The sequence below is a fragment of the Gulbenkiania mobilis genome (assembly GCA_004346645.1).
In the GTDB taxonomy this organism is placed as follows: Bacteria; Pseudomonadota; Gammaproteobacteria; order Burkholderiales; family Chromobacteriaceae; genus Gulbenkiania; species Gulbenkiania mobilis.
Map to the genome: position 1 here is coordinate 259,620 of SMDA01000003.1, position 19,604 is coordinate 279,223.

The 19,604-nt window shown below is 65.1% G+C and carries 20 protein-coding genes; 6 read left to right on the forward strand and 14 right to left on the reverse strand.

The genetic code is table 11. The features are described 5' to 3' along the window. Positions 1–34 precede the first annotated feature (34 nt). The 8 genes from EV669_RS06180 to EV669_RS06215 form a co-directional block, all read right to left on the reverse strand. Positions 35–805, reverse strand: a complete 771-nt coding sequence (locus EV669_RS06180) for a TatD family hydrolase (protein ID WP_132098168.1) — start codon at positions 803–805, stop codon at positions 35–37. Between the two features lie 15 nt (positions 806–820). Next, the gene (locus EV669_RS06185) at positions 821–1,201 is read right to left on the reverse strand and encodes a PilZ domain-containing protein (protein WP_054284537.1); all 381 of its coding nucleotides are present in this window, start codon (positions 1,199–1,201) and stop codon (positions 821–823) included. A gap of 5 nt (positions 1,202–1,206) precedes the next feature. Further along, on the reverse strand, positions 1,207–2,211 hold the full coding sequence (holB, locus tag EV669_RS06190; protein WP_054284536.1) for a DNA polymerase III subunit delta': 1,005 nt from the start codon (positions 2,209–2,211) through the stop codon (positions 1,207–1,209). Beyond that, complete coding sequence (gene tmk, locus EV669_RS06195) at positions 2,211–2,831, reverse strand: dTMP kinase (RefSeq protein WP_054284535.1); 621 nt, start codon at positions 2,829–2,831, stop codon at positions 2,211–2,213. Before tmk ends, holB begins: the two co-directional genes overlap by 1 nt. Further along, positions 2,831–3,823 carry an endolytic transglycosylase MltG gene (gene mltG / locus EV669_RS06200; RefSeq protein ID WP_054284534.1) on the reverse strand — a complete coding sequence of 331 codons (993 nt, stop codon included), beginning with the start codon at positions 3,821–3,823 and terminating at the stop codon, positions 2,831–2,833. The genes tmk and mltG overlap by 1 nt, the downstream gene beginning before the upstream one ends. Before the next feature lie 87 nt (positions 3,824–3,910). Next, positions 3,911–4,471: a DUF2946 family protein gene (locus EV669_RS06205; protein WP_165922714.1), complete on the reverse strand. Its 561-nt coding sequence runs from the start codon at positions 4,469–4,471 to the stop codon at positions 3,911–3,913. Positions 4,472–4,496: 25 nt separating this feature from the next. Further along, positions 4,497–6,986 carry an ABC transporter permease gene (locus EV669_RS06210; RefSeq protein ID WP_132098170.1) on the reverse strand — a complete coding sequence of 830 codons (2,490 nt, stop codon included), beginning with the start codon at positions 6,984–6,986 and terminating at the stop codon, positions 4,497–4,499. Then, complete coding sequence (locus EV669_RS06215) at positions 6,983–7,678, reverse strand: ABC transporter ATP-binding protein (RefSeq protein ID WP_054284531.1); 696 nt, start codon at positions 7,676–7,678, stop codon at positions 6,983–6,985. Before EV669_RS06215 ends, EV669_RS06210 begins: the two co-directional genes overlap by 4 nt. Here EV669_RS06215 and EV669_RS06220 point away from each other — a divergent pair. After that, entirely contained in the window at positions 7,677–8,270 is a 594-nt protein-coding gene (locus tag EV669_RS06220) for an arylesterase (RefSeq protein ID WP_132098171.1), read from the forward strand. The genes EV669_RS06215 and EV669_RS06220 overlap by 2 nt on opposite strands. Before the next feature lie 76 nt (positions 8,271–8,346). Beyond that, positions 8,347–9,582 carry an MFS transporter gene (locus EV669_RS06225; RefSeq protein ID WP_132098172.1) on the forward strand — a complete coding sequence of 412 codons (1,236 nt, stop codon included), beginning with the start codon at positions 8,347–8,349 and terminating at the stop codon, positions 9,580–9,582. Between the two features lie 42 nt (positions 9,583–9,624). On the opposite strand, the gene EV669_RS06230 is transcribed toward EV669_RS06225, so the two are convergent. From EV669_RS06230 to EV669_RS06245, 4 genes are all read right to left on the reverse strand, one after another. Beyond that, the gene (locus EV669_RS06230; protein ID WP_054284528.1) at positions 9,625–10,242 is read right to left on the reverse strand and encodes a peroxiredoxin; all 618 of its coding nucleotides are present in this window, start codon (positions 10,240–10,242) and stop codon (positions 9,625–9,627) included. A gap of 252 nt (positions 10,243–10,494) precedes the next feature. Then, on the reverse strand, positions 10,495–12,291 hold the full coding sequence (gene aspS / locus EV669_RS06235) for an aspartate--tRNA ligase (protein ID WP_054284527.1): 1,797 nt from the start codon (positions 12,289–12,291) through the stop codon (positions 10,495–10,497). Between the two features lie 45 nt (positions 12,292–12,336). Beyond that, the gene (locus EV669_RS06240) at positions 12,337–12,960 is read right to left on the reverse strand and encodes a DUF502 domain-containing protein (protein ID WP_054284526.1); all 624 of its coding nucleotides are present in this window, start codon (positions 12,958–12,960) and stop codon (positions 12,337–12,339) included. 1 nt (position 12,961) lies between these two features. Then, positions 12,962–13,234: an FmdB family zinc ribbon protein gene (locus EV669_RS06245; RefSeq protein WP_054284525.1), complete on the reverse strand. Its 273-nt coding sequence runs from the start codon at positions 13,232–13,234 to the stop codon at positions 12,962–12,964. Between the two features lie 256 nt (positions 13,235–13,490). Here EV669_RS06245 and fabI point away from each other — a divergent pair, with 256 nt between their 5' ends. From fabI to EV669_RS06260, 3 genes are read left to right on the forward strand one after another with little or no spacing between them, the layout of a single operon-like run. Next, positions 13,491–14,270, forward strand: coding sequence for an enoyl-ACP reductase FabI (fabI, locus tag EV669_RS06250; protein ID WP_132098173.1), 780 nt, complete (start codon positions 13,491–13,493; stop codon positions 14,268–14,270). A 31-nt stretch (positions 14,271–14,301) separates the two neighbouring features. Further along, positions 14,302–15,240, forward strand: coding sequence for a phosphate acetyltransferase (locus tag EV669_RS06255; RefSeq protein WP_054284523.1), 939 nt, complete (start codon positions 14,302–14,304; stop codon positions 15,238–15,240). Continuing rightward, positions 15,237–16,394 carry an acetate/propionate family kinase gene (locus EV669_RS06260; RefSeq protein WP_132098174.1) on the forward strand — a complete coding sequence of 386 codons (1,158 nt, stop codon included), beginning with the start codon at positions 15,237–15,239 and terminating at the stop codon, positions 16,392–16,394. The genes EV669_RS06255 and EV669_RS06260 overlap by 4 nt, the downstream gene beginning before the upstream one ends. A 40-nt stretch (positions 16,395–16,434) precedes the next feature. On the opposite strand, the gene EV669_RS06265 is transcribed toward EV669_RS06260, so the two are convergent. After that, positions 16,435–17,547, reverse strand: coding sequence for a phospholipase A (locus tag EV669_RS06265; RefSeq protein WP_132098175.1), 1,113 nt, complete (start codon positions 17,545–17,547; stop codon positions 16,435–16,437). A gap of 122 nt (positions 17,548–17,669) precedes the next feature. Continuing rightward, positions 17,670–17,936 (reverse strand): 30S ribosomal protein S20, encoded by a 267-nt coding sequence (gene rpsT / locus EV669_RS06270; protein WP_054284520.1) that lies wholly within the window; start codon positions 17,934–17,936, stop codon positions 17,670–17,672. 126 nt (positions 17,937–18,062) lie between these two features. Between rpsT and murJ the strand changes: the two genes are divergently transcribed. Further along, complete coding sequence (gene murJ, locus EV669_RS06275; protein WP_132098176.1) at positions 18,063–19,595, forward strand: murein biosynthesis integral membrane protein MurJ; 1,533 nt, start codon at positions 18,063–18,065, stop codon at positions 19,593–19,595. Positions 19,596–19,604: the final 9 nt, after the last annotated feature.

The following is a 19,604-nucleotide window of genomic DNA, read 5'->3' on the forward strand; positions in this document are numbered from 1 at the left end:
TCCAGGGTTGGCCGAAACCGGACCCGGGTCCGGCTCAGGCCGGGCGCGGAATCTTGGAAAACAGCCGGAAGAAATTGTCGGTGGTGGCCTCGGCCACCGCTTCAAAGGACAGCCCGCGCAGTTCGGCCACGTGTTCGGCCACATGGCGCACGAAGGCGGGTTCGTTCTGCTTGCCGCGATGCGGCACTGGTGCTAGGTAAGGCGAGTCGGTCTCCACCAGCAGCCGGTCCAGGGGCACCTTGCGCGCCACCTCCTTGAGGGCCTGCGCGCTCTTGAAGGTCACGATCCCGGAAAACGAGATGTGAAACCCTAAATCCAGCGCTGCCTGCGCCACTTCCCAGCTTTCAGTAAAGCAATGCATTACGCCGCACTCGGCCCCCTCTTCGCGCATCAGTCGCACGGTGTCGGCTGCGGAGTCGCGGGTATGGATCACCAGCGGCAGGCCGGTAGCACGTGCAGCGCGGATGTGGGTGGCGAACCGCTGGTGCTGCCAGTCCAGGTTACCCTTGCACCAGTGGTAGTCCAGCCCGGTCTCACCGATGCCCACCACCTTCGGATGGGCGGCGTGTGCTTCCAGTTCTGCCTGGGTATATTCCTCGGCCTCGGGGTCGTCAGGATGCACGCCTACCGTAGCCCAGAGGTTGTCGTGCGCTTCGGCCAACCCCAGCACTTGGGCAAAGGCGGGGCGGGAAACGCCGATAACCAGCGCATGGCTGACGCCGTTCCCGGCCATGTTGGCCAGCACCTCGGGCAGCCGGGCGGCCAGATCCGGAAAATTGAGATGGCAATGCGAGTCGACGAGCATGGTATGCGGACAGCCTTACATCGTGTGGGTGGGGCGGGTGGAATTGAGCACCCCGCCGAGCAGAACCTCTATCTTGTCGCGGGCCTGCTTGCCTGCCTCCCCTGCAGCAAACTCCACGCCTATGCCCTGCACGCGGCTGTTGTTGGCACTGCCCGGCGTAATCCACACCACCCGGGCTTGGACGGCGATCTTCTGGGTGTCGTCCATCAGCGTGAGCAGCAGGAACACCTCCTCTCCCAGCGTGTACTCGCGTGTGGTTGGGATGAAGATGCCGCCATTTTTCAGGAAAGGCATGTAGGCCGCGTAGAGCGCGCTGCGCTCCTTGATATGCAACGACAGCACACCAGGGCGGTTGGGGTCCTGCCGGGTTGGATCGGTACGGGCAGCAGTGTCCATGTCGGTTACCGGGTAGCGGCCGGTCGGGCCGGAATGAAGACGGAAAGGTAATCCATCAGCAGCGCCTCCACCTGCAGTTTGACGTTCAGGGGGTGCTGCCCGTAGGGCGCGATGCCGGTCAGCGCCGTCTGACAGCGCATCAGGGCATCCAGGTCGGCACGGCCGGCCAAGGCTTCCAGAGCCGCCCTGCGCTGGGGATGATAGCGGATGTGTCCGGCGAGCCTCAAACCGGCCAGATCCAGCAGCCACTTCTGCAGCCACTGCACCGGACGGGTGAGGGGCAGCTTGTGCTTTTCCACCAGTTCGGCCAACCGGTTAACGGTGTCGAAGCCCGGCGCAGCCAGCCCGTCGATGAATTCGCGGCGCACGCTGACCAAGGCCGGATCGTGCTCGAACAAGGGAACCTCACCGTGGTAGACATATTCCACCTGGGCATTCTCGATACCCTGCTCTGCCAGCCAGGCCAGCGCCGTCTCGCGATCAGGGCGAGACAGCTGGAACGGGCGGCACCGGCTCTTGATCGTGGGCAACAGCCGCTGCGGCGCATCGGCCAGGAGCAGGAACAGCACATCTGCAGGCGGCTCCTCCAAGATCTTCAGCAGGGCATTGGCCGCTGCCGGATTAAGGCTTTCGGCAGGCTCCACCAACACCACCCGGCCCCGGCCACGGTGAGCAGTCAGATGTGCAAAGTCGATCACCTCGCGTACCGCATCCACCTTGATCTGAGCCAGCTTGCGTCCAGTCTTGCCCCCCTCGCCTTCATCGTCCACCGGCGGGGCCAGAAGGCGAAAGTCGGGGTGGCTGCCCGCCTCGAACCAGTGGCAGGCCTCGCAGCGCCCGCAGGGGTGGTAGCCGGCTCCGGGGGCATCACACAGCAGAGACATCGCCAGATGCCGCGCGAACCGCCCCTTGCCAATGCCGTCGGGCCCGGTCAGCAACCAGGCATTGGGCAGGCGCTCCCGCTCGAGGTTGAGCCGGGCCCAGTCGTCGGTTTGCCAAGGGTAGAGCATCAGGCCTGCTCCACCAGACGCTGCAGTCTGGACGCAATGTCCGCCCGGATAGCGTCGAAGTCGCGGCCCGAGTCGATTACGGCAAAGCGTGGGGCGGTGGCACGGGCAAGGTAGGCGTCGCGCACCCTGGCATGAAACGCAGCCTGCTCGCGCTCGAAGCGGTCGAGCGTGCGGTGGGTGGCCATGCGCGCGGCTGCCACATCGGGGGCGACATCGAAAAGTAGTGTCAGATCGGGCTGCAGGCCCTGCTGCACCCATTGTTCCAGTACTGCGATCCGGCTGTCGGGCACGCCGCGCCCCCCCCCCTGATAGGCAAAGGTGGCGTCGGTGAAGCGGTCGGATACCACCCACTGGCCGGCAGCCAGGGCTGGCCGAATCACGCGATCCAGATGCTCTTGGCGGGCTGCAAACATCAGCAGGGTTTCGGTGTCGAGCGAGGCCTCGGTCTCGACCGACAGCAACAAGCCACGCAGCGCTTCACCCAGCGGTGTGCCGCCGGGCTCGCGGGTGAACACGGCCGAGATATCCCGGGCCTGCAGCCACTGGCGAATGAATTCAAGATGCGAACTTTTGCCCGCACCGTCGATGCCCTCGAGCGTGATGAAGCGTGCAGGATGCATCAGCGGCCTTTCTTGGTGATGAATTCACGCACGGCGGCGTTGTGCTCGTCCAGCGTTTCCGAGAACTGTGAACGGCCTTCACGGCTGGCCACGAAGTAGAGGGCGCGCGACTCGGCCGGGTGCGCCGCCGCGTCGAGCGAGGCCCGGCTGGGCAGTGCGATCGGGGTGGGCGGCAGCCCGGCACGGGTGTAGGTGTTGTAGGGGGTATCACGCCGTAGGTCGGCCTTGCTGATGTTGCCGCGGTAATTGGCTCCCATGCCGTAGATCACGGCCGGGTCGGTCTGCAGGCGCATGCCAATGCGCAGGCGATTGACGAATACTGAGGCCACCATGGTGCGATCCTCTGGGTGGGCGGTTTCCTTCTCAATCAGGCTGGCCATCGTCAGCAACTCATACGCCGAGTGGTAGGGCAGCTCGGCACGCCGACCTTCCCAGACGGACTGCAGATGCTGCTGCATGGTGCGATAGGCCCGCTGGTAAAGTTCCAGGTCGGTCGAGCCGGGGACGTAGTAGTAGGTGCTGGGAAAGAACAGGCCTTCGGCGCGGGTTTCGGTGGCGCCGATCTCCATCATGATGCGCTCCTCGCTCCAGCCGCGCGTGACATGCACCAGGTCCTTCTGGCGATCGACCACCTGACGGAACTGACGGAAGGTCCAGCCTTCAATGGCGGTCAGGCCGGCCTGATCCGGGCTGCCTTCGGCCAGGCGCTTGAGCAGCCCCCACATGGCCACCGGGCCGGAGAATTCGTAGAGCCCGGCCTTGACCTGTCGGTCGGTGCCCATGATGCGTGACAGCCCCACCATCACCCAGCGGTTGCGGATCACACCATCGCTCTCCAGCGTGCGTGCCACCTGCGAGAGGGTGCGGCTGGGTCCGACCGCGACGCTGTAGGGCGTGGTGGGCAGGGGCACGGGCACCACCACCACCCAGGCCAGCCAGATCAGCAATGCCGCCAGCAGGGCGGCCACCGTGCGTGCCAGAATTTTCTTCATCGTCTTCAGGTCGGGGCCGCGGCATCAGGCACAGCGCCCGTGATATGGGGGAATCGCGGAATGATAGCAGCCTGGCACAGCTTGCGGCTAACCGCTCGCTTCCGGTGTGGGCTGCAGACCGAACTGCTGCACGAGGAGGGGATGCGTGGCTGGAGCGAGGTTGACTTCCCCTTCCGGCAGCCGCAGCCGTAGCATGCCCCGTCCTTCGGCCAACCCCTGCCAGTCGTCTTCCTCCGCCGGCATGCCGTCGGGACGGCAGGCGGCAGCCACCAGCGGGGCAATGTCGGGGCCGTCCAGCAGGGCCAGCCGACCCTCCACCGAAAGATAGATCTCACCTTCCGGGGTTAGCCAGGCGGAGCCGGCCACGCCCTCGTGCAGGCCAGGATGCAGGCTGAACCCCCCGTCGCGGCGCCGTGCCAGGTAAGGGGCCTGGCCGAACGCCACGTAGACCCGTTGCGGACCGTTCTGCACGAAGGCGCGCCCCGCCGGGTCGATGTCGTAGTTGCGACTGAAGAACGCCTCCATGGCCGGGTTGCCCACGCGTGCGCCCTGCAGCAAGAAACGCCCGCGCCCGTCCAGGGCCAGCCAACCATACAGGTCGGGCACATTCGGCCACTTTTCCATGGCGGCCCGTACGATCTCGTCCATTGTCTGCTCCTTGAGGTCAAGCGTGCTACACGTTGCGCAGCACATCCAGCGGTGAGGCCCGCAGCAGGCGGCGCAGCATCGGCCAGCCGGCAGCGATCACGACGACCACTCCTGCCCCGGCCCCCAGCGGCAGCAGCCAGAGGTTGGCCGAAAGCGGCAGGTTGAAGAGCTGCTGACCGGCTACCGCTCCGATGGCCAGCGCACCCAACCCGGCCAGCAGCCCGGCCAAGGCTCCCACACCGGCCAGCTCGGCAAGCAGCGTGCGACGCAGCTGGGCACGGGTTGCACCCAGGGCGCGCATCAGCGCCAGATCGGAGAGGCGCTCGTCCCGCGTGGCCGCCAGCGCTGCCCATAGCACCAAGATGCCGGCGGCCAGCGCCAGTGCGAACATGGTTTCGATGGCACGGCTGAGCCGGTCCACTACTGCGCGCACTTCCTGCAGGATGGCGGTGACGTCGATCACCGTCAGATTGGGAAAGGCCGCCACCAGACCATCCCCGAAGCCGGAGGCCCGGGGAGGCAGGCGGAAGCTGGTGATCCAGCTGGCCGCCTCGCCCTCCAGCCAGCCGGCCGGGGCAATCACGAAGAAGTTGACACGGAAACTGTCCCAGGCCACCTCGCGCAGGCTGGTCACCTGGGCCCGGTAGAGCGTGCCGGCGATGTCGAAGCCAAGCGTGTCGCCCAAGCGGATGCCCAGTGTATCGGCCAGGCCCTTTTCCACCGAGAACTGCGGTACGCGGCTGCCGGCGGACCACCATGCTCCACGGCTGACGCGGTTGCCGGCAGGCAGGGTTGCGCGCCAAGAAAGGTTGAACTCGCGTTCGGCCAACCTGCGGGCCCGGTCGTCCGTATAGGCGGCAGGCCGCACCGTCTTGCCGTTGATGGCCACCAGCCGGGCGCGGATCATCGGCGAGAGGTCCGGCTCGGGCAGGCCGGCAGCGCGAAAATGCTGCCGCACGCCCTCACGCTGATCGGGCTGGATGTTGATCACGAAGGTGTTGGGGGCGTCGGCAGGCAGGCTCTTCTGCCATGCGGCGATCAGGTCGCTGCGCACCACCGTCAGCGTCAGCAGGGCCATCAGCCCCACCGAGAGCGCCACCGTCTGGATGATGGCAAGCCAGGGGCGACGCGCCAACCCGGCCAGCGCGAAGCGACCGCCCGGACCCGGGCGCAGCGGCAGGCGGCGCAGCACGCCCAGCACCCCGGCCGCCAGTGCGGCGACCCCGGCCAGGAAACCGAACAGCGCGCCCAAGAGCCAGCCGGCCAGCGTGACATCCCCTACCTGCCAGGCAGACAGGCCAAGCAGGGTGGCCAGCGCCAGCAGGGGCACCAATACCCCCTGCCGGGTGGGCACGAATTCGTTGCGCAACACCGCCACTGGTGGCACACGACGCAGTGCAGTCAGTGGTGGAAGGGCAAGACCGGCCAGCAGCAGTACCGCCGAGGCCGGCCCCATCAGCCACGGCAGCCAGCCGGCCGAGGGCAATCCGTCCCCAACCCAGGCTGCTGCCATTCGGGTCAGCGCCAGCTGCACCCCATAGCCCGCCACGGTGCCGAGCACACCTGCGACCCCTGCTACGGTTAGCAGGACCGTGGCAAACACCTGCCACACTTCCCGCCCGGTCAGACCCAGACAACGTAGCACCGCCACCGGCTGCCAGTGGCGGGCCAGATAACGCCGAACCGCCATGGCAACCGCCGCTGCGGACAGGGCCACCGTCAGCATCGCAGTCAGGCCCAGAAAGCGCCGTGCACGCTCCAGCGCGGTGCGCACCTCCGGCCGCGCCTCCTCCACGTCTTCCAAGCGTGCCGCGCGCGGCAACCGTGGCGCAAGCCAGGCACGATAGCCGGCCACCGCATCGGGCGATCCGGCCACCAGCAGCCGCCAGCGTACCCGGCTGCCGGTCTGTACCAAGCCCGTGGCAGCGAGGTCGGCCTGGTTGAACACCAAGCGCGGCACGAAGTTGTACAGATCCATCGCTCCGTCCGGCTCGCGTTGCAGGATGCCCGCCAGACGCAGCGTGCGACCGCCCACCTCCACCGTCTCGCCCACATGCACTCCCAGCCGACGCGCGAGCCGGTCGTCCATCCAGGCCGTACCCGGTGCAGGCGCCCAGCGACCGGCGTGAACCTGCCCCTGTCCATCCCGCACCTGCACCTCGCCCCGAAGGGGATAGCCTGCGCTGACGGCCTTGTAGCTGGCCAGCACGGCCTGTCCACGCGCAAACGCCATCGAAGGAAAGGTGGCGGTCTCGGCCAGGCGCAGCCCGCGGCGGCGCGCTTCGGCACGGAAAGCTTCGGAGGCCGGCATGTCGCCGTTAAGCACCAGGTCGGCAGCCAGCAGCTGGCTGGCCTGCTGGGTCAGGGCTCGTTCGATCCGGTCGGAAAAGAACGCCACACTCGTCATGGCGGCCACGGCCACTGCCAAGGCCAGGGTCAGCAGCGACAGCTCGCCCGACAGCCATTCGCGTCGCGCCAACCGCAGCGCAAAGGCCCAGCGCGCCAGCCGCCTCATGTCGCCGCTCCGGCCAGCATGCCGTCGGCGAGCCGGTACAGCGCATCGCAGCGGCCGGCCAGCGCGCTGTCGTGGGTGACCAGCACCAGCGCCGTTCCCGCCTCGCGGTTAAGACCGAACAGCAGATCGATCACCTGTCGGCCGGTGGCCGGGTCGAGATTGCCGGTGGGCTCGTCAGCGAACAGCAGGCCCGGCCCCGGGGCAAAAGCCCGCGCCAGGGCCACGCGCTGCTGCTCTCCGCCGGAAAGGTGACGCGGATAGTGGTCCAGCCGGTGTGCCAGCCCCACCCGTTCCAGCATGGCGGCCGCCGCATCGCGCGCCCCCCTGCGCCCGGCCAGCTCAAGCGGAAGCATCACGTTCTCCAGTGCGCTCAGATGCGGCATGAGCTGGAAATTCTGGAACACGAACCCCACCTTGTCCCGACGCAGGCGTGCACGGTCATCCTCCGAAAGCGATGCCAGGGGTTGGCCGAAGAGGGCTACCTGCCCTTGGCTGGCAGTGTCCAGTCCGGCCAGGATCGCCAGAAGCGTGGACTTGCCCGATCCCGATGCACCGACGATGGCGACACTTTCCCCTGTCCTGACCGTCAAACTGGCAGCGGACAGGATATGCAGTGTCTGGCCATGATAAATCACCTGCTTGGCCACACTTTCGGCCGACAGGACCGTTTCCGACTGGAGAGTTCGATTCATGCGTGCTTTGTTCAGGTTGCTTGTCTTGTGTGTGCTGGCCGCTCCGGCGTCGGCCGGTACGGTGCTCGTTTTCGGGGACAGTCTCTCCGCCGGCTACGGTCTGAGCCGTGGCCAGGGCTGGGTGGACCTGCTGGCCCGTGACCTTGCGCCCCGCCACCGCGTCGTCAATGCCAGCGTCTCCGGTGAGACCACCGCCGGCGGGCTGTCGCGACTCCCCCAAGTACTGACCCGTCACACCCCGGATGTGGTGGTACTGGAGCTGGGCGGCAACGATGGTCTGCGGGGGCTTCCGGTGGAGACAATGTACGCCAACCTGGAAAAGATGGTGGCGCTGTCGCGGGCCGCCGGCGCGAAGGTCCTGCTGGTCGGCATCGGTCTGCCCCCGAATTATGGCCAGCCTTACGTCGCCAAGTTCCGTGCCGCCTACGACGAGCTGGCGCGCAAGCATCGCCTGGCCTATGTGCCGCTACTGATCCAGGGGTTCGAGACCAACCTGGCGTACTTTCAGGCCGACAGTATCCATCCCACCGCCCAGGCCCAGCCCATCATGCTGAGGAACGTGCGCGCGCAGCTTCCCTTGCCAGTCCGCTGAGCCCCGGAGGCGGGCCGGCCTGTGCCCACCGAATCCATCATGATAGAGTCATGGGCCGATCCGCCACCGTCCGCTCATGACCGCCCTGCCTGCCGCGCTGCTCGCGCGCTTAATCCGTCCCTTCCGCCCCCTGCCGGCACCGGTACACATTCAGGTGTTCGCCACGTTGGTCAACAACATGGGCGGGATCGCCAAACTGTTCCTGCCGCTTTTCTTTCTTGAGCACTTTCAGCTCGGCTATGGCCGCATCGGCCTGCTGATGGGCCTGTACGGGGCGGGTTGCGTGGCGGGGGCCTATCTCGGTGGACAGCTGTCCGACCGCTTCGATGCCCGGCGCCTGTGCGCGCTCTTGCTGGCCGGCAGCGGGCTGAGCACTTTTATGCTGGCCCTGCCGTGGCAGGCCGGCGCCTACGCACCGCTGTTGCTGGTAGCCGGACTGTGCGATGGCGGGTTCCGCCCGGGCAACATGCGGCTGGTGCTGGAACCGTGCCCACCGGCCTTGCGATTGACGGCACAAGGTTACTACCGCGTAGCCTTCAACCTCGGTGTCTCGCTGGCCGGCCTCACCGGCGGCCTGCTCGCCAGCCTGGGCTATCACTGGGTCTTCGTAGCGCAGGGTTCGGCCAACCTTCTTGCCTGCGTCTGGCTGGTGTGGGCCTACCGCCGCTGGCCGGCTACGGCAGGCGCACGGGCTGGTGCGCCCTCCGCCTCCCCGGCGCTTGCCACTACCTCTCCCTGGCGGGACGGCCCCTTCCTGGTATTCCTCCTGGGCCAGCTGATCATCATGGCAGCTTTCGACCAGATCTACGGTACCTTCAGCCTGTTTCTCCGGGAACATTACCATGCGTCGCCGAGCCTGGTGGGGATGCTCTTTACCCTGAACGGCCTGATGGTGGTGGGCCTGCAGGTTGCGATTGCCCACCGTGTAGGCCGCTGGGGGCTGATCCGCAGTGCCCAGTTGGGTGTACTGCTAACGGGCGGCGCCTATGCTTTTCTCAACCTGGGACACGGTGCCTTCTTTGCCATGATTACCATGGTGGTGCTGACCGTGGGCGAGCTGTTGCTCTCGCCTACCTGGTCCGCGCTCGTCATGCAGCACAGCGAGGGGCGCCGCCGGGGCAGCTATCTCGGACTCTTCAATGCAGCCTGGTCCGGCCGCACACTGTATGCCCCGGCCTTGGGCACCTGGGTCTACGGTGCGCTGGGCCCCGCGCTGTTGTGGTGGAGCTGTGTCCTCCTGGCGCTGCTGACCATGGCGCTGCACGCTTACGCCCTGCCCCGCATGCGGTCAGCCGCTGCGCCCCAGCAATAAAAAAGCCCTGCCGAGGCAGGGCTTGATTCAATCCAGCGGGTATTACAGCTCGCCGGCATTCTGCGACAGGTAGTCGGCCACACCCTGCGGATCGGCCTTCATGCCTTTCTTGCCCTTGTTCCAGCCAGCGGGGCAAACCTCGCCGTTTTCTTCGAAGAACTGCAGCGCGTCCACCATGCGCAGGGCTTCGTCGATGTTGCGGCCCAGCGGCAGATCGTTCACTACCTGATGACGGACCTTGCCGTCGCGGTCGACGAGGAAGGTGCCACGGAAGGCCACACCGTCGGCGCTTTCAACATCGAAGGCCTGGGCGATTTCGTGCTTCACATCGGCTACCAGGGTGTAGCCTACCTGGCCGATGCCGCCCTTTTCCACCGGGGTGTTGCGCCAGGCATTGTGGGTGAACTGGCTGTCGATGGACACGCCGATCACTTCCACATTGCGCTTCTTGAACTCTTCCAGACGATGATCGAAGGCGATCAGTTCGGACGGGCACACGAAGGTGAAATCCAGCGGGTAGAAGAACACGACGGCGTACTTGCCGGCCGCGGCTTCCTTGAAGCTGAAGTTGTCAACGATCTGGCCGTCGCCCAGTACCGCAGAGAAATGCTTGTCGGTGGTATCGAAAAACGGAGCCTGTTTGCCAACGAGTACAGCCATGGAGTTCTCCTTTTGAGTGTTCAACAATTCCTGCCGGCACAATGCGGCATGGATGCCCGAAGTTTATAAATCATGGCAACGGCCTGCGCCAATTTAAATTCCATATTGCCGTGATTGGCATTGCCTATCGCGCAGAATTGCCGGCGGGTCCGGGTGCAGTGTGCGCCCGCTGTCAGAATTATCAAGCCTGCGCAGCCGCCATGAAAAACGGGCACCGAGGTGCCCGTCTGCAGCGCGCGCCGCCCTCCCCGATCAGGCCGAGGGCTGCTCTGCCTTTTGACGCAGGCGCAGGTTCAGCTCGCGCAGCTGCTTTTCGTCCACGGCGTTGGGCGCCTGGGTCAGCAGGCATTGGGCGCGCTGGGTCTTGGGGAAGGCGATCACGTCGCGGATCGACTCGGCACCGGCCATCAGCGTCACCAGACGGTCGAGACCAAACGCCAGACCACCGTGCGGCGGCGCGCCGAACTTCAGGTTGTCCAGAAGGAAGCCGAACTTGTTGGCCTGCTCTTCGGGGGTAATCTTCAGGGCAGCGAACACCTTTTCCTGAATGTCCGCACGGTGGATACGCACCGAGCCACCGCCGATTTCCCAGCCGTTGAGCACCATGTCGTAGGCACGCGCCAGGCAGGCGCCAGGGTCGGTCTCCATCAGATCCTCGTGCCCCGGCTTCGGGCTGGTGAACGGATGATGCACGGCAACCCACCGGTCATCGTCCTCGTCATGCTCGAACATCGGGAAATCCACCACCCACAGCGGACGCCATTCCTTCACGAAGTAGCCGTTTTCCAGCCCATGTTCGTGGCCGATGCGGATGCGCAGCGCACCGATGGATTCGTTCACGACCTTGGCCTTGTCGGCACCGAAGAAGATGATGTCACCGTTCTGGGCACCGGTGCGCTCGATGATCGCCTTCAGCCCGTCGGCAGACAGGAACTTGACGATCGGCGACTGCAGGCCTTCCTCGTTCGGCTTGGCTGCATCGTTGACCTTGATGTAGGCCAGACCCTTGGCGCCGTAGATACCCACGAACTGGGTGTAGTCGTCAATTTCCTTGCGGCTGAAGCTGGCGCCACCGGGCACCCGGAGGGCGACCACGCGGCCGCCGGCCATGTCCGCGGCACCGCGGAAGACCTTGAACGCCTCATTCTTCATCACGTCGGTCAGCTCGGTGAACTGAAGCGAGACGCGCAGGTCCGGCTTGTCCGAGCCGTAGTAGAACATGGCATCGGCGTAGGTCATGCGCGGGAAATCACCCAGCTCCACGTCCAGCACATCCTTGAAGATGTGGCGGGCCATGCCCTCGGTGATGTCCATGATCTCATCCTCGTTCAGGAACGAGGTTTCCAAGTCGATCTGGGTGAATTCCGGCTGACGGTCGGCACGCAGGTCCTCGTCGCGGAAACACTTGGTGATCTGGTAGTAGCGGTCGAAGCCGGCCACCATCAGCAGCTGCTTGAACAGCTGGGGCGACTGCGGCAGGGCGAAGAATTCGCCCGGATGTACCCGCGAGGGCACCAGATAGTCGCGCGCGCCTTCCGGGGTGGAGCGGGTGAGCATCGGCGTCTCGATGTCGATGAAGCCCTGCTTGTCGAGATAATTGCGCACACCCATGGCCACGCGGTAACGCAGGCGCAGGTTCTTCTGCATCACCGGACGGCGCAGGTCGATCACGCGGTTGGTGAGGCGCACGGTCTCGGAGAGGTTCTCATCATCGATCTGGAACGGCGGGGTGGCCGCGGTGTTAAGGATTTCGATGTCCTTGGCCAGGATTTCGATCTCGCCGGAGATCATCTTGGCGTTGGCGGTGCCTTCCGGGCGTGCACGCACGATGCCGGTCACGGACAGCACGTACTCGTTGCGGGCCGAATCCGCCGTCTTGAAGGCTTCGGGGGTATCCGGATCGATCACCACCTGCACGATGCCTTCACGGTCGCGCAGGTCGATGAAGATCACGCCGCCATGGTCGCGACGACGATGGGCCCAGCCTTTAACGGTGACGGTCTGGCCCAGGTATTTCTTGTCGATCAGTCCGCAGTAGTCGGTTCGCATTGCTGTCCTGGATTCAATGGGTATTTTGGAAAGGTGTGCGGGAGCTTAGCGCGCTTTGGGTGGCGGCGCCACGACCCCCATCGAGATCACATACTTGAGCGCTTCGTCGACGGACATGTCGAGTTCGCGCGTGTCGCGCCTGGGCACGATGATGAAATAGCCCGAGGTCGGGTTCGGCGTAGTGGGTACATAGACGCTCACCAGTTCGTCTTCGCCGATAGCGGCCGAGATCTGGCGCGAGGGCGTGCCGGTCTGGAAGGCCACCGTCCAGGCATCCTGATGCGGGAAGCGTACCAGGAGCGCCTGACGGAAGGCCTGGCCCGAATCCGACAGGAGCGTATCGCTGACCTGCTTGACGCTGTTGTAGATGGTCTTGACCACCGGGGTGCGCGACAGGATGGCGTGCCACAGCCGCACCAGACGTTGGCCGAAGACGTTGGCCGCAAGCATGCCCGTGCCCAGTAGGATGAGCACGGCCAGCACTACGCCCAGACCAGGCACGGTGAACCCGAACACCTGCTGGGGCTGCCACTCGCGCGGCAGCAGGTTGAGGGTCTGGTCCAGGGTGCCGACGATCAGGTTCAACACCCAGAAGGTGATCGCCAGCGGCAGCCAGATGAGCAGGCCGGTGACAAGATAGCCCTTGAGTGTCAGTTTGATATGTCTCATGTCAGGCGCAGCCGCACCCCGTACCACAGCTGTGTCCGCCAACGCTGCCCTCGCCGGACGTGGTGCTGCCGGACGTGGTGCTGCTGGCTGCGCTGCCCTTGAAGTCGGTGGCATACCAGCCCGAGCCCTTGAGCTGGAAGCCGGCAGCGGATACCTGTTTCTGGTATTCGGCGCTACCGCAGTCCGGACACTGGGTAACCGGTGCGTCTGTCATCTTCTGCAGGTGTTCCTTGCGGATGCCGCAAGCGTTGCAACGATATTCGTAGATAGGCATGGTCTTGATCCGTCCAGTGAATGTGCCGATGGCATACAGGGTACTTATGTTGCTACAGTGTGCACTGCAGCATACGCCCGGCGTTCACAAGATGCGGGCAGCGGCCGGCAGATCAAGTCCTGTCGCCCTTGCTGACCCGAAACGGGCGATTATAGCCCACGAAATCCGCAACGCTAAACAATCGTTCACACCCTGGCAACAGGGCCGTGGCAGTCTGGCCGGGCTTTCAGGCCTCATCAATGGAGAAAGGGAATACATGGAGAACAGCATCCGCAATCTTCTGGCCGGCAAGAGAGGGCTGGTCGTGGGTATCGCCAACGAGCACAGCATTGCCTATGGCTGCGCACGCGTGCTGCGCGAACTGGGCGCCGAGCTGGCGGTGACCTACCTCAACGAAAAGGCCGAGAAGTACGTGCGGCCACTGGCCGAGGGACTTGATGCCTCGCTGATCCTGCCCATGAACGTGGAAGCGCCCGGTCAGATGCAGGCCGTGTTCGACACACTGCGCGATACCTGGGGCACGCTGGACTTCGTCATCCACTCGATCGCCTACTGCCCGATGGACGATCTGCATGGGCGCGTGGTGGACTGCTCGGAAACGGGCTTTGCCCAGGCGATGCGCGTTTCCTGCTATTCCTTCATCGAGCTGGCGCACCATGCCGAGCCGCTGATGACCGAAGGGGGCGCCTTGGTGACGATGAGCTACCACGGTGCGGAAAAAGTGGTGGAAAACTACAACATCATGGGCCCGGTAAAGGCCGCCCTAGAGTCGGTGACGCGCTACATGGCGTACGAATTGGGTAGCAAGGGCATCCGGGTGCACGCGGTATCGCCGGGGCCGCTCAAGACGCGTGCCGCCAGCGGTATCGCGCATTTCGACCAACTGATCGACGCTGCCATCGCCCGTGCCCCCGAGCATCGGCTGGTGGACATCCGCGACGTCGGCATGGCTACTGCCTTCCTGGTGTCCGATGCGTCGCGCGCCATCACCGGTGAGGTGATCTATGTCGACGGCGGCTTCCATATCATGGCCTGAGGCTTCGGCCAACCAGCCCGGAGAACTGTAGATGATCCGCGACGAACACGCTTTTTATGACATCTATGCACAGGCGCGGGCCCTCGGCCCGCTGCCGATGGCCGTGGCCCACCCATGCAGCCGCGAGGCCCTGCTAGGGGCGGTGGAGGCCTCCCAGCACGGTATCGCCGTGCCTATCCTCGTCGGCCCGGGCAGCAAGATCGCCCGTCTGGCCGAGGAACTGGATGTGGACCTCACGCCATTCGAGGTCATCGACGTGCCCCACAGCCATGCGGCGGCGGAAACCGCTGTCGCCTTGGTGCGGGAAGGGCGGGCTGCCATGCTGATGAAGGGCAGTCTGCACACCGACGAGTTCATGACCGAAGTGCTGGCACGCAACACCGGCGTCCGAACCGAACGACGCATCAGCCATGTCTTCATCATGCGGGTAGAAAGCTACCCGCGTTACCTGTTCATCACCGATGCGGCGATCAACATCGACCCCGACCTCGCCACCAAGCGCGACATCTGCCAGAACGCGATCGACCTGACGCATGCCTTGGGCATCCCCCTGCCCAAGGTGGCGATCCTGGCAGCGGTGGAGACTGTCAGTCCTGCCATGCGCTCCACCATCGACGCAGCCGCGCTGTGCAAGATGGCCGACCGCGGGCAGATCACCGGTGCCGTCCTCGACGGCCCGCTCGCCTTCGACAATGCGATCTCGCATGCGGCCGCCAGCACCAAGGGCATCGCATCGCAGGTAGCGGGCGAGCCGGACATCCTGCTGGTGCCAGACCTGGAGTCGGGCAACATGCTGGCCAAACAGCTGACCTATCTGGCGGCGGCGGCCTCCGCCGGCGTGGTGATGGGCGCGCGCGTGCCTATCGTGCTGACCAGCCGAGCCGAGGACGCCGCCGGACGGCTGGCCTCGGCCTCGGTGGCCTGCCTGCTGGCACATCGCAAGCAGCCCCTGACCGGAGGTGCGCTGTGACGCCGGTACTGCTGGCAGTCAACGCCGGCTCGGCCACGCTCAAGTTTCGCACCTACAGCCGGGATGGCCGGCACCTTCGGCTGCACGGAGTCATCGACCGCTTCGGCAGCCCGCAGGCCAGCCTGAGGGTGACCGAAGCCGACGGTACGCTGCTGGCCGAGCGTGGTTTGCCCGCTGGCGACCGTGCAGCGGCGGTGGCTGCGATCCTTGAGCAGTTGCGGGCCCACGGCGAAGAGGTGACCGGCGTGGCGCACCGGGTGGTGCACGGCGGCGAGCTGTTTTCGGAACCGGTGCGCATCACCCCTGCAGTGCGTGAGGCGCTCGAGGGATTCGTTCCGCTGGCACCGTTGCACCAGCCGGTCAGCCTGGGCGTGATCGACGCCTTCGCGAACCTGGCGCCGCCGCTACCGCAGGCGGCCTGCTTCGACACGGCCTTCCATGCGCATCAGCCTCAAGTAGCCAGCCGCTTCGCGATTGCCCGCCACTGGCATGACCAAGGCGTACGACGCTACGGCTTCCACGGACTGTCCTACGGTTCGATCGCGCGCCAGCTGCCTGCCGTCGGGCTGGGGGACGCCCGTGTGGTGGTCTGCCATCTGGGCAGCGGTGCCAGTGCCTGTGCCTTGCGCCAAGGTGTCAGCATCGCCTCGAGCATGGGGTTTTCCGCACTGGATGGCCTGATGATGGGAACGCGCCCAGGCGCGCTGGACGCGGAAGTGGTGCTGTACTGGATGGAGCATGAAGGGATGAGCATCGACGAGGTGCGTCGCGAACTCTACAAGCACTCCGGCCTGCTGGGGGTGTCCGGCATTTCCGCGGACATGCGCGACCTGCTCGGATGCGACGTGCCGGCCGCGCTGGAGGCGGTGGACCTCTTCTGCTACCGTGCGGCCAAGGAGATTGCGGCGCTTGCAACCGCGATGGAAGGCCTGGACGCAGTGGTCTTCACCGCCGGGATCGGCGAACGCTCCCCTGAGGTGCGCGCCCGCATCCTGGCACGGCTGGCCTGGCTGGGCTTCACGGTGGAGCCTTCGGCCAACCTGGCCAACGCCCAGTGCATCAGCGCGGCGGACAGCCGTCGGTCTGCCTGGGTACTGCAGACCGACGAGGAAGGCGAGATGGCCCGCCTGGCTGCGCCGCTCCTGGCGCTCTAGGCAGGCCCGGTCCCGGCCGCAATGCGGGCCGGGACCGTTTTTACGGCGACATCCAGTCGTTGAGCATCAGGCCAATGCCGATACCGTGGTTTTTGTAGTTGTAGTCGATCAGGCTCTCGCCATAACCGTAGAAGTACTGCATGTAGCCGCGCAGCCGCCCGGCCACCGGGAAGGTCCAGTCCAGGCGCACCGCCCCTTTGCCGGTGGACGGGTTGTAGCGCAGCAGCGAGCCGACGGTATTGTTCTTGTCGAGCTTGTAGTCCACCAGCAGATCACCATAGCCCATATAGTCCATGATGTCCGGATTGTCGCTACTGTCACGCCGTTCCGGCAGTTTGGCCCACAGCCGGCCGGTCAACGTCAGGTTGCCCCGCTCTGCCCCCACAATGCCGTACACCCGGTTCCAGCTGCGCGAAAGCGGGTCAGACTGCCCGTTGGACTGGTGTACGATGCCGCCCCCCAGAAGACGTACATCCATCCCCAGCACCTTGGCATGCACTGGCAGCGTGGCCATCAGCTCCGGCTCGTAATTGGTCTCGCGGAACGGCGCCGACTGGTCGCGGTTGTAGAGCTGCCAGTGCGACTGCTGGGTGTATCCGAACCACAGGTCCACCGGCGAATCCAGCACATCGTTGAAGATCTTGGTCTTGAACGAGATCTGCATCTTGGCTTCGGTATTCTGGAGCGACTGGCCAAAGACTTCGATCGCGTCCTGCGTGGGCGTACCCGGCTGGGTATTGGGGCGGCGCTGGATCCACACCGGCAAGAAATACGTGGGCCGGTAGCCGCGCAGGACAAAAGTACCGAGCGCATCCTCACGGTCCAGGTCCCAGGCCTTGGCAAGCGGGGATTCTTCCTTGACCGGCAGCGGCTTGTCCGGAGCGGGCGGCGGTGCCCCCAGGGGAGCCAGCGCCACCACCCGGGTCGGAACGATCACTTCCGGGTGCTCCTCCGCCTTTGGGGCGGGGATCGCCTCCTCTGCGGCCTTGGCGGCTGCGTCAAAGCACCCCAGCCGTGCATCGGCCTTGGGTAGTCTGGCGCAACGCGCGAGGGCGTCCGCGGGTGTTTCAGCTACAGCCAGGCCGGTGGTACCGGCCAGTGCGATGGAGAAGATCAGCTTCTTGTAGTTCGGTTTGTTGTTGGTCGAGCCCATGTTTTCCTCGTGTTCCGGCAGCAAAGCGACCACATCTGCGCAAAAAACATGCCCGACAACCGCATGACAAAAGAAAAGGCCCCGCTTGTGCGGGGCCTTTCGAATTCTGGGTCGCGTCGTGATCAGGCAGCCATGCCCTTGATCTGAGCCGACAGACGGCTCTTGTGACGGGCGGCCTTGTTCTTGTGGAACACGCCTTTGTCGGCAATGCGGTCGATGACCTTGACCGATTGCTGGAATACGGACTGAGCGGCAGCCTTGTCGCCGGCTTCAACCGCTTTGGCTACTTTCTTCACAGCGGTACGGAAGGCGGTACGCAGGCTGGCGTTGTGCGCGCGCTGCTTGATTGCCTGGCGTGCACGCTTGCGAGCTTGTGCGCTATTGGCCATGAAACATTCTCCTGATGAGCGGATTCTAAAACCCGCGATTTTAAGGGCTAAGCCAAGGTTTTGCAACACGATTCGGCCCCGCGTAAACTAGCCGGCTCGCCGTTGGGAAACAAGGTTGCGCAGTCGATGAATCTTCTGAAGGCGCTGGCTACCGTCAGCAGCATGACTCTGGTGTCCCGGATCCTCGGGTTTGTCCGCGATGCGATCATCGCCCGGGTGTTCGGCGCCGGCTTTGCCACCGATGCATTCTTCGTGGCTTTCAAGCTGCCCAACCTGCTGCGGCGCATCTTTGCCGAAGGGGCCTTTTCACAGGCCTTCGTGCCGGTGCTGGCCGAATACAAGCAGACGCGCAACGAAGAGGAGACCCGCACCTTCATCGCCCATGTGGCTGGCGCGCTGACGCTGGTGCTGGCGGTGGTAACCGCGCTGGGCATGCTGGCCGCGCCGGTAGTGATCTGGATATCCGCCCCAGGGTTTGCCGACAGCCCGGACAAGTTTGCGCTGACGGTGACGTTGCTGCGCATCACCTTCCCGTACATCCTGTTCATCTCGCTGTCGTCGCTGGCAGGCAGCATCCTCAACACCTGGAACCGCTTCTCGGTGCCGGCTTTCGTTCCCACCCTGCTGAACGTGTCGTTCATCCTGTGCGCGGTGTTGCTCACGCCTTACATGAACCCGCCGGTGCTGGCCCTTGGGGTGGCGGTCTTTCTGGGGGGCGTGGCCCAGCTTTTCTATCAGCTGCCGTACCTGCGCAAGATCGGCATGCTGACCTGGCCGCGGCTGGCCTGGCGCGATGCGGCGGTCTGGCGCATCGTGCGCCAGATGGGGCCGGCCATCTTTGGCGTTTCCATCGCACAGGTCTCGCTGATCATCAACACCATCTTCGCCTCCTTTCTGGTTTCCGGCAGTGTGTCGTGGATGTATTACGCCGACCGTCTGATGGAATTTCCCACCGGCGTACTGGGCGTGGCGCTGGGCACCATCCTGCTGCCATCGCTCTCGCGCCATGCCGCGCGCGACACCGGCGAGGCCTTCTCTCAGCTTCTGGACTGGGGCATTCGGCTGTCGCTGCTCCTGGCACTGCCTTCGGCCGTGGGGCTGGCCGTGCTGTCCGGACCACTCGTGTCCACGCTCTTCATGTACGGACGCTTCTCGGCCCACGATGCGCTAATGACACAGCAGGCCCTGGTGGCCTACGCGGTGGGCCTCCTGGGGCTGATCCTGGTGAAGGTGCTGGCCCCCGGCTTCTATGCCCGGCAGAACATCAAGACGCCGGTAAAGGTGGCGCTACTGACTCTGGCGGCCACACAGCTGATGAACCTCGTCTTCATCGGCCCCCTCAAACATGCCGGGTTGTCGCTGTCGATCGGCCTGGCTTCGTGCCTGAACGCCGGGTTATTGCTGTACCTGTTGCGCCGCCACGGCCATTACACGCCGCAGCCTGGCTGGAAAGACTTCGGCCTGCGCCTCTTGGCGGCCACCGGCGCGATGGCGCTGGTGCTGTGGGGCGGCCTGCAGCTACCCATTGACTGGCACGCCCGCGCCTATGTGCGCGCCGCCTCGCTGACGGGTCTGGTCCTGGCAGGCGTGGCCGTGTATTTCGGCAGCCTGTTTGCCCTGGGCTTCCGCCTTCGCGACTTCGCACGACGCGAAGTGTGAACCTTCGGC